This is a genomic window from Pseudonocardia sp. ICBG601, assembly GCF_020496245.1.
On the sequence record NZ_JAHLJA010000081.1, the window covers coordinates 1 to 13,321 of the forward strand.

General features: G+C 70.5%; 11 protein-coding genes and 1 pseudogene. 9 read left to right on the forward strand and 3 right to left on the reverse strand.

What is annotated here, in order from left to right; genetic code table 11:
• Positions 1-635 (reverse strand): MFS transporter (locus tag KPL57_RS22545; RefSeq protein ID WP_226353085.1); only part of this gene is annotated, 635 nt, incomplete at its 3' end.
• A complete protein-coding gene (locus tag KPL57_RS22550) occupies positions 527-823 on the reverse strand; it encodes a hypothetical protein (RefSeq protein WP_226353088.1) in 297 nt (98 codons plus the stop codon). The genes KPL57_RS22545 and KPL57_RS22550, both read right to left, overlap by 109 nt.
• Positions 824-1,229: 406 nt before the next feature.
• Here KPL57_RS22550 and KPL57_RS22555 point away from each other — a divergent pair, with 406 nt between their 5' ends.
• Positions 1,230-1,859, forward strand: coding sequence for an IS607 family transposase (locus tag KPL57_RS22555; RefSeq protein ID WP_226351297.1), 630 nt, complete (start codon positions 1,230-1,232; stop codon positions 1,857-1,859).
• Between the two features lie 1,079 nt (positions 1,860-2,938).
• Positions 2,939-3,631 (forward strand): zinc ribbon domain-containing protein, encoded by a 693-nt coding sequence (locus KPL57_RS72560; RefSeq protein WP_226353086.1) that lies wholly within the window; start codon positions 2,939-2,941, stop codon positions 3,629-3,631.
• A 608-nt stretch (positions 3,632-4,239) separates the two neighbouring features.
• Here KPL57_RS72560 and KPL57_RS22565 read toward each other — a convergent pair.
• A complete protein-coding gene (locus KPL57_RS22565; RefSeq protein WP_226350710.1) occupies positions 4,240-5,916 on the reverse strand; it encodes an IS1634 family transposase in 1,677 nt (558 codons plus the stop codon).
• Positions 5,917-6,079: 163 nt separating this feature from the next.
• On the opposite strand from KPL57_RS22565, the gene KPL57_RS22570 reads away from it, so the two are divergent.
• The 7 genes and pseudogenes from KPL57_RS22570 (at position 6,080) to KPL57_RS22595 (ending at position 13,297) form a co-directional block, all read left to right on the forward strand.
• Positions 6,080-6,715 (forward strand): hypothetical protein, encoded by a 636-nt coding sequence (locus tag KPL57_RS22570; protein WP_226353071.1) that lies wholly within the window; start codon positions 6,080-6,082, stop codon positions 6,713-6,715.
• A gap of 23 nt (positions 6,716-6,738) precedes the next feature.
• Positions 6,739-7,230: a ribonuclease HI gene (gene rnhA, locus KPL57_RS22575; RefSeq protein ID WP_226353072.1), complete on the forward strand. Its 492-nt coding sequence runs from the start codon at positions 6,739-6,741 to the stop codon at positions 7,228-7,230.
• A 24-nt stretch (positions 7,231-7,254) separates the two neighbouring features.
• Positions 7,255-9,351, forward strand: coding sequence for a DPP IV N-terminal domain-containing protein (locus KPL57_RS22580; protein ID WP_226353073.1), 2,097 nt, complete (start codon positions 7,255-7,257; stop codon positions 9,349-9,351).
• Between the two features lie 259 nt (positions 9,352-9,610).
• Positions 9,611-10,597 carry a rubredoxin gene (locus KPL57_RS72565; protein WP_374203770.1) on the forward strand — a complete coding sequence of 329 codons (987 nt, stop codon included), beginning with the start codon at positions 9,611-9,613 and terminating at the stop codon, positions 10,595-10,597.
• Positions 10,598-11,132: 535 nt separating this feature from the next.
• Positions 11,133-11,351: a hypothetical protein gene (locus KPL57_RS70045; protein ID WP_308252971.1), complete on the forward strand. Its 219-nt coding sequence runs from the start codon at positions 11,133-11,135 to the stop codon at positions 11,349-11,351.
• Between the two features lie 73 nt (positions 11,352-11,424).
• Positions 11,425-11,595, forward strand: a complete 171-nt coding sequence (locus KPL57_RS70050) for an MSMEG_3727 family PQQ-associated protein (protein WP_308252972.1) — start codon at positions 11,425-11,427, stop codon at positions 11,593-11,595.
• Between the two features lie 13 nt (positions 11,596-11,608).
• Positions 11,609-13,297: pseudogene (locus KPL57_RS22595) on the forward strand (PQQ-dependent dehydrogenase, methanol/ethanol family).
• The last annotated feature ends 24 nt before the right edge of the window (positions 13,298-13,321 follow it).

A 13,321-nucleotide genomic window follows, 5' to 3' on the forward strand; every position in this document is an offset into this window, starting at 1 on the left:
ATCACCGTGCGGGTGCGGTAGACCCCGCTGAACGCGATCCGCAGCACCGCGACGGTCGAGCCGGCCCGCGGCTCCCCCGAGTCGGCCGTGGACACCTCCCCCTCGACCGGGGCGCCGGCCCGCCGGGCCACGTCCGCCGCGACGGCGGCGGCCTCCTCGCGCCGTCCGTGGGCGACCAGCCAGCGCGGGGACTCGGGCAGCACGCGGCGCAGCACCAGTACGAAGAACGCGCCCAGCCCGCCGGCGACGAGCAGCCAGCGCCAGCCGTCGACGCCCGCGATGGACTGCGCCGCGACGAGCCGGCCGCCGAGCAGCGCGGCCACCGGCACCCCGAGGAAGCCGACGGTGTACGCCCACGCCGTCCAGCGGCCGCGTGCCCGCCGGGGCAGGAACTCGGCCAGGTAGGTGTCGACGAGCACCAGCTCGGCGCCCAGCCCGAGGCCCGCGAGGAAGCGCAGAACGAGGAAGGTCTCCAGGTTCGGCGAGAACGCCGCCGCCACGGAGAACAGCGAGTAGGTGAGCAGGTTCAGCAGGAACACGGTGCGCCTGCCGAACCGGTCGGCCGCGATCGACAGCAGGACCGCGCCGACGAAACATCCCGAGGAAGCCCGACGACACCACCGCCGCCTTGCCAGCCGAGCCGAGTGCCCACTCGGGCCAGGGGCATCGGGGCCAGCACGCCACCGAGGAACACCTCGTACAGGTCGAAGAACGACCCGATCCCCACCAGGACGACGAGCCGTCGGTGCCATCCCGACAGCGGCAGCGACTCCAGCACCGCCGCGGGTCCGCTCGTGGCCGTCCCGGGCCGGGCCTCCGTCATCGCTTCCCCCTCACCGTCGTTGGCCTTGCTCACCATTGCACATTGCAACGCCGTCGTGCGGTGACCGGTACAGGACGGGCGGCGTCCGGCAGGATCGCCGGGAGCGGCACGACCCACGGTTGCCGTGCACGGACGGTCACCGAGACGAGGCGGCCGGCCGCCGTGACTGCCCCGAACGGCCGCTGTCCGGGGACGGTCGGCCCGCTTAGCGTCCCGGACCGATGAGCGCTCCCCACGCCGACGACCGCACCCCGCGCGCCCGGACGGCCGCCGCAACGGGCATCCGACGACGCTGCTGACCGGCGCCGCGCCCGCCGACGGCCTCCCGGCCCCCGGTACCGCCGCACCCACGACCGGGCTCATCGACTGTTGACAAAGTATCCGGTACTAGCTCATACTGCTTTAGATGCGTATAGCGCGAGCTGCCGAGTACATGGGCATGTCGGTGGTGGGTGTTCGGAAGGCTGCCCGAGAGGGTCGGCTGCCGTGTCGAGTTTCAGCCTCTGGTCAGCGTTTGTTTGATCGTGCTGATCTTGATGTCTTCCTTGGGCGCGAACCGATTCAGCCGGAAGCGGCGGAGCGGGTTGAGGCGTTGTATTGTCGTGTTTCTGGTTCGACGGGTCAGGAGTCGTCGTTGGCGAACCAGGAATCGGTGTTGCGGGAGACGTCCAGGGGGACAGTATTCCGAGTGTATCGTGATCGCGCGTCCGGTTTGCGAGAAAATCGGAAGGGGTTGACTCGGCTACTTGATGACGCCGCTGCTGGGCGGTTCACGGTAGTTCGCGTAGTGTGGCGTGACCGACTGGCTCGGTTTGGTGTCGCCTATATTGAGCGGTATCTGGCGCAGGTCGGAGTTGCAGTTGAGACTGTTCATGCTCATGCGGACAAGTCGCTGCTTGAAGAGCTGATGGATGACTTCATGGCGTTACTTGCGTCCTTTTCTGGTCGGTTCTATCAGTTGCGGTCAAAGACGAATCAGCAACGACTGCTTGATGCCGCGCAGGCACGCCTGCAGGAGCAGGGACCTCCGACGTGACGGGTTGGCAGAAATCCAATGTATTGACGTCTTCAACGACATCTCGAGCTTCACGAGCAGTGTGTGAAGTGTCTGGTGCTGTCGTGTCGCGAGATGACTTGACGGAGCGGGTGCGTTGGCTGCTCGACATTGTGGAGGGCGCCGAACGCGATCTGCTATCCGAGTTGTGGGTTCCGGAAACTTTTGACCGTATACATTCCGGTGTGGATGAGGGCGGCCGTCGATTGCCTGCGGCTGCAGCGGTGGTGGGGCAGCGTTGCGGATGGCGACCTCAGTTTCCGCAGGATATGTACGTTCCATCTCGTGTGATGCGGATCGTGACGGCACAGGTGATATCAACGTTGCGAACCTTGGCTTTTCGGGATGCCGCCATTGCAGCAGAGGTGTCTGGTGGTGCGTCAGACGGCACTGCGGGCCTCGGGGGTGCGTTCGCGAGGAATGTGCATAGGCAGATCGCTCGGTGGGTGCGCTTGCATCCCGGGGTCGATCCGGCAGGCTTGCGGATCACGACGCTCCAACCCGTTCCATCTGTCGCTCGCCGGGTCCGTCTCGGAGCCGTTGACGCCCAGCTGGCGACGCTTGTTACCAGTACGGCCACCGAGCTGACACTGCGGATCAAACTTCCTGTACGTCAACATCCAGATTCTCGGACCGATTGGCGTTGGGTTCAACTCGATATCCCGATTCCTCAACATTTACATCATCGGTCAATCACCGGATGGCATCTCCCCGAGGTGACCCTTGATCGGCGCGGGGCACTATTCCGTTTCGCTTTCGCTGAAACAGTACCTCGGCCACCGACCGTTGCGAACGCAGCGTCTGCAGTCGGGGTTGATTGGTCACCTAAGGATATGGTCGTTGCAGCGACTGTAGTTCGTGACACTCAAAGCAACGCCATGTACAGTGATTTTCGCGGGCGCCGTTTCGATGACCATGGACTCTCCGTCAAGTTAGCTCGACTTCAGCGACAAGGACAGTTCCTCCGCCGTAAAATCGCTCGTCTTGAACAGCTTATTCCTCAAGCCTCGATACCCACGCGACAGCGCCTTGAGGGGAGGATGTCCGCGCTGCAGGCAGAAATGCTCTCCTGCGGGCAGAAACGGGCACGCATCAATCGAGATTTAGCTTATCTGGCCGCGCAGTATGTCACGGTAATCGCCCGAGCCTCCGGTGCATCGATCATCGCGCTGGAAGATCTTGCCACTCTAGAGGCCCGAGGGTTGGGTAAAGATGTCAACAACACAGTAGCTCAATCAGCGCGTCGCGTCGCCGCAAACGCGATCGAACACATCGCGGCCCGCGATGGTCTCACTGTCGTGGATGTCCCACCCCGAGGAACATCGGCAAATTGCCCAACATGTGATAACCTCGTCAGTCGACCAGGGGGATACCACAGCGCAGCATGCGCCACGTGCATGTTTACGGTCAATCGAGATGACGTCGGCGCGGTGAACACTGCGAAACGCGCATTAGCTGCCGAGCGGGTTACGCGGCGCCGAGGATCTCAGCGTCAACGGGTAACCCGGCAACAACACAGGCCAGTCATCCGGTGCCGGGATAAAACAACTCCCACTCCCAAGCGACGGCGACACCGCAGAGTTCGCCGCACTACACCAGCCACAACGCCGATGATCACCCGCGCTGAAGCGTCGCCGCGGGGCACGGACCAGAAGAAGCAAGTCACCCTGACCTGCCGAAACACCCGTGTGACTACCGATCACTCACACCGACAGACATCCACTCGGGTGTCCATAAGTGTCAGAGATCCGTAGACGCCGGTCGCACCCGGTCCCGTCCCCGCCCCGCGCGCCGGGGACCGTGCCGGGACGCAGCGGGAACCCGCGCCGGAGCCCACCGAGCTGACCGGACCGGTCGACGCCCGGAACCGGCCGGGCCCGCGGACCCCGCCGCTGCCCTGGCCCGCCGTCCCGGCCGAGGAGCGGCCGGTGGGCGGGGTCCCGGAGCAGCGGACCGGGCCGGCCGTGGGCGCGCAGGCTCCGTGGACCGCAGGTCCGGTTCCGGGGCCCGGCCGCGCCCCGTTCCCGAACGCGCCCTCGGCGGTGCCGGTCCAGGGCAGCCCGGTTCAGAGCAGCCCGGTTCAGAGCAGCCCGGTTCAGAGCAGCCCGGTCCAGAGCAGCCCGGTCCAGAGCAGCCCGGTCCAGAGCAGCCCGGTCCAGAGCGGCCCGGTCCAGAGCAGCCCGGTCCAGAGCGGCCCGGTCCAGAGCGGCCCGGTCCAGGGCGGCCCGGTTCAGGGGCAGGCCCGCGCGCCGCCGCGCCCGTGCCGGTCGTGTACCCGCCCGGCCACGCCGCGTCCGGGACCTGACTTCGGTCACTTGTCTTAGTGCTTCGCCGCGGGCTGACCTGACTTCGGTCACTTGTCTTAGTGCTTCGCCGCGGGCTGACGGAGCGCGTCGAGGAGGGCCTGTTTGTCGGCGGGGACGGCGGGCGGGAAGGTCTGCTGGGTGCCGTTGATGGCGATGGTGGCCGAGCGCAGTGGTCGGAGCTGGCGGACGACGTTGCGGATGGTGAGCCCGGTGCGGTTCTGGATCTCGCGGGCGACTGCGAGGGCGGTGAACACGATGGTCAGGTGCGCTTCGATGGACTGGCGTTGGTGGTGGAACATCGGGCGGGCGCGTAGGTCGGTTTTGCTCATCCGGAAGGACTGCTCGACGTGCCAGAGGTCGTGGTAGTCGCCGATGATCTCCCCGGCCGCTGCGCCGCCGGCCGGGATGTTGGTCACGTAGCCCTTCAACCCGACCAACCGGTATGCCCGAGCCAAGGAGGCCTCGTCCAGGGCGCGGGAGCCGTTGGTGACCTTGACGAACCGCGGTGTGCGCGCGGGCTTCTCGCCGGCGATGACCTCGCGGGCCCGGTTCTCCTGCAGGGTCAACGTGCGCCGGTCCCGGACGGCCCGCTTCGTGGAGTAGGCCCAGACCGCCCGCCAGGATCCCGGATGCTGGTTGGGGTTCCAGACGGGCTCGGCCTTGACCTTCGGGCTGTTCTCGCTGCGCCCGGTGCGGCGGTCGCGTGGTGTGAGGGTGTCGATGATCTGCCCGTCGACGAAGGCGTCGCCGTGCCAGTGGAAGTGCGACTCCAGGTCAACCGGGGCCTTGGTGAGTCGGGAGCCGACGATGAACCGCAGGCCGGCCTCGTCGAGGTCGCGCAGGTTCGCGGCCGAGAGCATCCCTGCGTCGGCGACCACGACCATCCCGCCCGGCTCGACCGGCAGCTGGTGTCGGGCCCGGAAGGCCTCGATGATCGGCAGGATCGTCGCGGTCTCGGTCTTGTTGCCCTCGAAACAGCCGATCTCGAGGGGGAACCCTGCGCGATCGACCAGCAGCCCGACGACGACCTGCGGGTCGACCCGGCGTTCCTTGGAGAACCCGACCTTGCGCAGGTCGTCCTCCTTCTCCGCCTCGAAGTAGAGGGTGGTGACGTCGTAGAGACACAACGACACATCCCCACTGCCACGGGCGTGGGTGAAGCAGGCCCTCGCGATCTCGTCGCGGTAGCTGCGCCCGGTGCAGCGCAGCAGGGTGCGGCGCATCGTCTTTTCGCTCGCCGCGGTGACGCCCAGACCGGCCAGCACCCGACCGGTGTCCAGGATGGACGTGGGCTCGACGATCCGGGCGATCACCAGGTCGCGGAACGTGTCATCAGCGACCTCTGCGAACCCGAGGCCCGCGTAGACCTCGGCGAGGATGTCGAACAGCACCCGCGACCCGGTCGTGATCACCTGCGGCGCACCCACCCGCCGGGTTGTGGTGCTCGGGGCGCGCCGCGGCATCTGGCCGAACAGCCCCTCCTGCGTGGCACCGCCGGCCGCGGTGGGCGCGATCAGCTCGGCCCGCCGGGGTGACGGCGCGACGCCCAGATCCAGGGCCTGCTGTGCAGCGTCGTCGATCAGCCCACGGGCCTGCTCGACCAGCAGGCCCAGCTCGGCCTCGGTGTGCGCTGACCCGACATGGGCCACGATCCGTCGATGGCCCTGCACGGACTCGGCGATCTGGACCGCGGTCGCCCCGGAGGCCGTCCGTACCCGCCTCACCCACGCCACCTGACCGAGCGTAGAGCACCGAATTAGTGCCTCACACCGCTCCCGCGCAAACACATCACCGCAGCTCAGCGCAGTACAAGCTGCGAAACCAGGCTCGGGTGACCAAAGTCAGGAGGGCGGCCCGGTTCAGGCAGGCCCGCGCGCCGCCGCGCCCGTGCCGGTCGTGTACCCGCCCGGCCACGCCGCGTCCGGGACCCCGGCCGGACGGTGGGACGCCCTGCGCGACCGGCTGTCCGCGGCCCGGCTGCCCGACGGCGGGCTGCGCGACGCCGTCGGGCACCGGACCGCGGCGCTCGCGGTGGCCGCGACGCTCGTGCTGGCCGCGGCGGCGGTCGTCGCCGCCTACGTCGGCTCCGGGCGCACCGGCGACCCCGGCGCGCCGCAGGGCGCCGGGGTCGCTCCCGCCCCGGTGGCGGCCCCGGCGGAGCTGGTCGCGGGCACCACCGCGGCCGACCCGGCCGCGTTCGGGTCGCCGATGTCGTTCACCTCCCCGACCGGCAACATCTCCTGCCGGATCACCGGCGGCGCCGGGGGCGGCGCCGTCCGCTGCGATGTCACCGCCCGCACCTGGTCGGCGGGTGACTGTCCGGACGCCGCGCTGGTCACCGGCGGACCGGCGGGCGCCCGCACCGAGTGCGGAGGGGCACCCGTCACGTCCGCCGCGGCGGTGCTCGACTACGGCACCCACCTCACCCAGGGCGACGTCACCTGCGTCAGCTCGCGGACCGGCGTCGAGTGCCGCGACGCCCGCACCGGCGCCGGCTTCGTCGCGGCCCGGGCGGCGTACCGGCTCTACTGACCCGCCCGCTACCGTCACCGACCGTGAGCGCCGCCGACCCGCCCGTTGTCGTCGAGATCTTCACCGACGGTGCCTGTGTCCCGAACCCGGGGCCGGGCGGGTGGGGCGCGGTGCTGCGGTACGGCAGCCACGAGCGTGATCTGTACGGCGGCGAGCCGGAGCGCACGACGAACAACCGGATGGAGCTCACGGCCCCGATCCGCGCGCTGGACGCGCTGACCCGGCGCAGCGTCGTCCACCTGCACACCGACAGCACCTACGTGCGCAACGGCATCACCCAGTGGCTGCCGCGCTGGCAGGCCCGCGGCTGGCGGACCGCGGCCGGCGAGCCGGTCAAGAACGACGACCTGTGGCGCGAGCTCGACGCCGCCGTCCGCCGCCACGACGTCACATGGTTCTGGGTGAAGGGCCACGCGGGGCACCCGGAGAACGAGCGTGCCGACCGGCTCGCCGACCGCGGCTGCGAGGAGGCGGGCGGGCGCGTGTCCGGGAAGCGGCCGTCCCGCACGCGGTGACGCCGGGGAGATAGCGTCGGCTCCGTGGCCGACTCGTTCCCCCGCCTGCACGCCCGCACCCGCCGCTTCACCCTCGGGGTCCCCCGCGGGTTCACCGTCGCCCCGGACGGGTCGCGGGCGGTGTTCCTGCGCAGCCGGTCCGGCACCGACCCGGTCACCTACCTGTGGGCGGTCGACGCCGCGACGGGTGCCGAGCGGCTGCTCGTGGACCCGGCGTCGGTGCCCGGGCTGCCGGGCGAGGAGGACCTGCCCGCCGCCGAGCGGGCCCGCCGCGAGCGGGTCCGTGAGCAGGCGGGCGGCGTCGTCGGGTACACCACCGACGCCGCGGTCACCCGGGCCGTGTTCGCGCTGTCCGGGCGGCCGTTCACCGTCGCCCTGACCGGGGAGCCGGATGTGCGGCCGCTCGACGTCGGCGGGATCGAGGCCGTGGTGGACCCGCGGATCGACCCGAACGGCGCCCGGGTCGCCTTCGTCGCCGAGGGCGCACTGCACCTGCACGACCTCACGACCGGCACGACGACCGCCCTGCTCACCCCCGACGGCGACGACGTCTCCTGGGGTCTGCCCGACTTCGCCGCGGCCGAGGAGATGGACCGCCACCGCGGGTTCTGGTGGTCCCCCGACGGCGACGCGCTGCTCGTCGCCCGGGTGGACGAGTCCCCGGTCGCCCGCTGGCACATCGCCGACCCGGCGCACCCCGACCGCGTCCCGACCACGGTCCGCTACCCCGCCGCCGGCACCCCGAACGCCCGCGTGGGGCTGGTCGTCGTCGCGCTGGACGGCACCCGCACCACCGTGACCTGGGACGACGAGACCTACGAGTACCTCGCCACCGCGGACTGGGACACCCACGGGCCGCTGCTGTCGGTCCAGCCGCGCGACCAGCGGGAGGTCCGCACCCTGGCCGTCGACCCCGCGACCGGTCGGACCACGACGCTGCACTCCCAGACCGACCCGGTGTGGGTGGAGAACGTTCCGGGTGTCCCGGCGCGCACCGCGTCCGGGGCGCTGGTGCGGGCCGAGGACTCCGGCGGGGCGCGTCGGCTCGTCGTCGGCGACACCTACCTGACCGGCCCGGAGCTGCAGGTGCGTGGGGTCGTCGGCATCGACGGCGAGACCGTCCTGTTCCGGGCCTCGACGGAGCCGACCTCGGTGGCCGTCTACTCGGTGACCCCGGGGTCCGAGCCGGTCGCGGTGACGCCGACGACCGGGGTGCACGCCGTCGCCGCGGCGGGGGGCACCACCGTCCGCGTCTCCCAGGACCTCGCGACGGCGCCGCACGCGGTGCTCGTCACCGACGGCGGGGCGGAGCACCCGGTCGCCGGGCACGCCGTCGACCCCGGGTTCGACCCGGCCCCGGTGCTGCACTCCTTCGGTGAGCGGGAGCTGCGCACCGCGGTGTTCCTGCCGTCGGGCCACGTGCCGGGCACTCCGCTGCCGGTGCTGCTCGACCCCTACGGCGGCCCGCACTCCCAGCGGGTGCTGCAGGCCCGCAACGCGCACCTGACCAGCCGTTGGTTCGCCGAGCAGGGCTTCGCCGTGCTGGTCACCGACGGTCGTGGCTCCCCCGGGCGCGGTCCGGAGTTCGAGCGCGCGATCCACGGCGACCTGGCGGGCCCGGTGCTGGAGGACCAGGTCGCGGCGCTGCACGCCGCCGCGGCGGCCTATCCCGATCTCGACCTGGGCCGGGTCGGGATCCGCGGCTGGTCGTTCGGCGGGTACCTGTCCGCGCTCGCGGTGCTGCGGCGGCCCGACGTCTTCCACGCCGGCATCGCCGGCGCGCCGGTCACCGACTGGACGCTCTACGACACCCATTACACCGAGCGCTACCTCGGGATGCCGGGCGGTGAGCCGTACACCCGCTCGTCGATCATCGACGACGCCGCGACGCCGCCGACCCCGGAGCGGCCGCACCGTCCGCTGATGGTCGTGCACGGTCTCGCCGACGACAACGTCGTCGCCGCACACACCCTGCGGCTGTCCTCGGCGCTGCTCGCGGCAGGCCGCGCGCACCAGGTGCTGCCGCTGTCCGGGGTCACCCACATGACACCGCAGGAGGTCGTCGCCGAGAACCTGCTGCTCCTGCAGGTCGAGTTCCTCCGGGACGCGCTCGGCGCCTGAGTGCGAACACGTGTTTCACCGATTCCGACGATCACCGGCGGCGGCCGGACCCGATCTCCGGGCACCGCGTCGTCGCAGGTGAGAGCGCCGCGTGTCCGGCAACGACCGGATGCGCGGCCGTCGCCGGCCCCCACGGGAGGGCCCCGGGCCCGCTTGCGACCCCGCTCACACTGTGGCTCCCTGGGCCTCAGGGATCACCTCCGTCGGGCCCGGTCACGGGCGGCCGGCGGGCGTGGGCGACGACGCCGTGGGGAGCAGCATGACGATGTCCGGCCGGGCCACGCGGTCCCTGTGGATCTGCGAGCCGTGCGGCTTCGTCTACGACCCGGAGGAGGGCGACCCGGACGGCGGCGTCGAGCCGGGCACCCCCTTCGAGGACATCCCCGACGACTGGATGTGCCCGATCTGCGGCGCCGCCAAGTCGGACTTCCGCCCGTTGGAGCCGGGAGAACAGTTCCCGGGTGAGGACACCGAGACCATGGTCATGATCGCCGGATACGACCACTTCGTCCAGCTGGCCGAGTCGCTGCAGTGGGACGAGACCGACCTCGACCTGGGCCCGGACCGCGACGCCTGGACCCGGCTCGCGCCGGACGAGGCGGCGACCGTGCGCGGGCTGGTCGCCGGGTTCGCCGTCGCCGAGGCCTCGGTGGCCGGGCAGCTCGGCTCGTACCAGGCCGCGGCGCTCGACGACACCATGCAGGCCGCGTTCCGCGCCCAGGCCCGTGACGAGGCGCGGCACGCCCGGTTCTTCGACCTGGTCGCCGCGCAGGTGCTGGGGGTCCCCGGCGACACCCCGGCCGACCGGCTGGACGTGCTGCGACGCGAGGTGAGCTCGGAGCTCGTCGATCTGTTCGAGCACCGGCTGCCGTCGACCGCCCGCCGGCTCGCCGACGACCACACCGGACTGACCGGGGCGGTCGGGCTCTACCACATGGTCATCGAGGGCGTCGTGCTGCTGGCCGGCCAGCACGCGATGCTCCAGGCCCTGGACCGACTGTCCGTCCCGCTGCCGGGCGTGCGCCGCGGGACCGAGCTGGTCCTGCGCGACGAGCGCTGGCACATCGGCTTCGGCTCGCGGGTCGTGCAGAGCGCCGAGCTGGGCGGCGAGGAGGCCGACGCGCTGCTCGAGCAGGGCGAGACCGCGGCGAAGGTCTGGGGCGGGCTCATCACCCCCGACGCGATCGCGCTCGCGGTGAAGCAGCACCGCCGTCGCCTCAAGGCGGCGGGCATCAAGTTCTGGTGACACCCCCTTTCGGGAAACATGTGTTTCATTCCCTCCGGGCCCGCGACCCGACCTGCACGGAATGGACGCGGACGGTTCCGCGGGCGAGGCGCGCAGGTGTCCACACCGGAGCCCGCGGCGCCGCCCGGGGTGCGACGTCGCACGTCACGACGGGGACGGACACCTCGCCCCCGCAACGGTGCGTGCCGCCGCACCGACGTCACCGACCTCTGGTCACCACGATTCCCGGAGCCGCCGAATGCGATTCGCCACCGTTTTCGGAATACCCCTCGTACGACTCGAACAAATACTCCGGAAGTCTCCGGAGAATCGCCGTCGAGTCGTGGACATGACACCGCGCAGGCGGATCTGACCTGCTGGTAGATCGTCCGCGCCGAGCCCCGGCCGCTGCGGGAGATCGTTTTCGCACATCGACCCGAGCATTCATGATCGTCGGCGCTGAATCGGGTGCGCGCGCAGGGTTGACGCTTACCACCGCGCAGTGTGAAAGTGATCACGTACCCACCGACGAATTGCGCTCGGGAGGAAAGTGTCAATGACGACCACCGACAACGAACGCGCCGAACAGCTGGAGGCCGCGGGTCTCGGCGGGCAGAACCGGCTGGCGCTCGGCCGGCTGCTCGGCAGCGGGACCATCGGGTACGCCGAGGAGGGACCCGACGGCGTCCTCCGGGCGACGATCCGGATCCCCGAGGACGAGATCTGCTACGAGCCCGGGATCCTCATCCTCCGCACGGCGGTGACATCGAGCTGACCCTGATCAACGACGACAAGAACACCCACTGCGCGGTGCTGCCCAGCAACGGCGACCCCAAGTTCATCTGCTGGTGAACCACTCCAAGGGCACCGCGAAGATCAACCTCGACGGGCCGGGAACGTACTACTACGGCTCCGCGAGCGGCAACGACGAGGGCCGCGGTCTCACCGGTTCGATCGTCATCGGGGGCGAGGTACCCGACCACGCCAAGCTCGACCGTCCCCCGCAGCCGCGACCGTAGGAAGGATCCCGAGATGACCGACTACGTCGACGCGGGCGAAGCGATCCCGCACGTACAGCTCACCAACGTCCGGGGCGAGGCCCCGGCCACCTCCACCGTGGACTACGACCGCATCCGCGGCGCGCGCTCCGAGCCGCAGAACTGGCTGACCTACTACGGCACCTACGACGGCCAGCGCTACAGCGAGCTCGACCAGATCGACAAGGACTCCGTCCGCCGGTTGTCCCCCGCCTGGGTCTTCCAGGCCGGGGCCGTCGGCATGCAGTCCGGTGCGTCGACCTACTCGTTCGAGGCCTCACCGATCGTCGTCGAGGGCGTCATGTACGTCTCCGGCCCGACGGCCGCGCCTGGGCGATCGACGCGAGGACCGGCGAGGAGCTGTGGCGGTACAAGCACGCCTCGCCCTACGACGTGTCCCTGTGCTGCGGCAACGTCAACCGCGGCCTCGCCGTCGGGCACGGCAAGGTCTACCTGTACACCCTCAACGCGCACATCGTCGCGCTCGACGCGACGACCGGGAAGGTCGTGTGGGACACCGTCAACGGTGACGTCCGCGCCGGGGAGAGCGGCTCGGTCGCGCCGCTGATCGTCAAGGACCTGGTGATCGTCGGGAGCGCCGGCGGGGAGTTCGGCGTCAGCGGACACCTCGACGCGTTCGACGCGCACACCGGTGAGCGGCGCTGGCGCTGCTACACCGTCCCGAAGCCGGGCGAGCCCGGCTCGGAGACCTGGCCCGACGACGGCGAGGCCTGGCAGCGCGGCGGCGGGAACTGCTGGGTGACACCCACCTACGACCCGGAGCTGGAGCTGCTGTTCCAGGGCACCGGGAACCCCGCGCCGGACTTCGACGGCGGCGTCCGGCCGGGCGACAACCTCTACACCGACTCGACGATCGCGGTGGACGTCAACACCGGCGAGATCCGGTGGCACTACCAGTTCACCCCGCACGACCTGTGGGACTACGACGACTCCACGATGGAGAACGTCCTGTTCGACGCACCGGACGGGCGCAAGCTGCTCGCCCACGCGGACAAGAACGGCTACTTCTTCGTGCTCGACCGGACCAACGGCGAGCTCGTGCGCGTGTTCCCGTTCGTCGACCGGATCACCTGGGGCGAGATCACGCCGGACGGCACGGTGATGCCGAAGATCTACCCCGACGAGGAGGGCGTCCCGGTGCACTTCTGGCCGGGCCCGGCGGGTGGCAAGGAATGGACGCACATGTCCTACAACCCGCAGACCGGGTTGATGTACGTGCCCGTCCAGGAGGTCGGGGCGACCGCCACCCGGCGCCGCCGCGAGTTCAAGGAGTCCATCCCCTACTGGGGCGCCGGTGTCGCCGTCGACATCGAGGACTTCTACGGGTTCGTCGCCGCCATCGACCCGCTCACCGGCGAGGAGAAGTGGCGCTGGAACAACGAGTACCCGATGTGCGCCTCGACGCTGACCACCGCGGGCGGCCTGGTCTTCCAGGGCACCCCGACCGGTGAGTTCGTCGCGCTCGACGCCTCGACCGGGAGAAGCTCTGGTCGTTCCAGTGCGGGAGCGGGCACCACTCCAGCCCGACCACCTTCGAGGTCGACGGCAGGCAGTTCGTCGCCGTGCCGACCGGGTGGGGCGGCTGGGTCGAGGGTTCCTGCCGGGTCTGCTCGGTGCGGCCGCAGGTGACGCGTTGTTCTGCTTCGCGCTGCCCGAGCAGTAGGACCCGCCGTTCCGGGGAACCCGG

Bases quoted from the DNA above. Each gene is read 5' to 3' on its own strand.
- KPL57_RS22550 (WP_226353088.1), bottom strand. From the start codon at position 823: ATGACGGAGGCCCGGCCCGGGACGGCCACGAGCGGACCCGCGGCGGTG.
- KPL57_RS72560 (WP_226353086.1), top strand. From the start codon at position 2,939: ATGCTCTCCTGCGGGCAGAAACGGGCACGCATCAATCGAGATTTAGCT.
- KPL57_RS72565 (WP_374203770.1), top strand. From the start codon at position 9,611: ATGACGATGTCCGGCCGGGCCACGCGGTCCCTGTGGATCTGCGAGCCG.
- KPL57_RS22555 (WP_226351297.1), top strand. From the start codon at position 1,230: ATGCGTATAGCGCGAGCTGCCGAGTACATGGGCATGTCGGTGGTGGGT.
- KPL57_RS70045 (WP_308252971.1), top strand. From the start codon at position 11,133: ATGACGACCACCGACAACGAACGCGCCGAACAGCTGGAGGCCGCGGGT.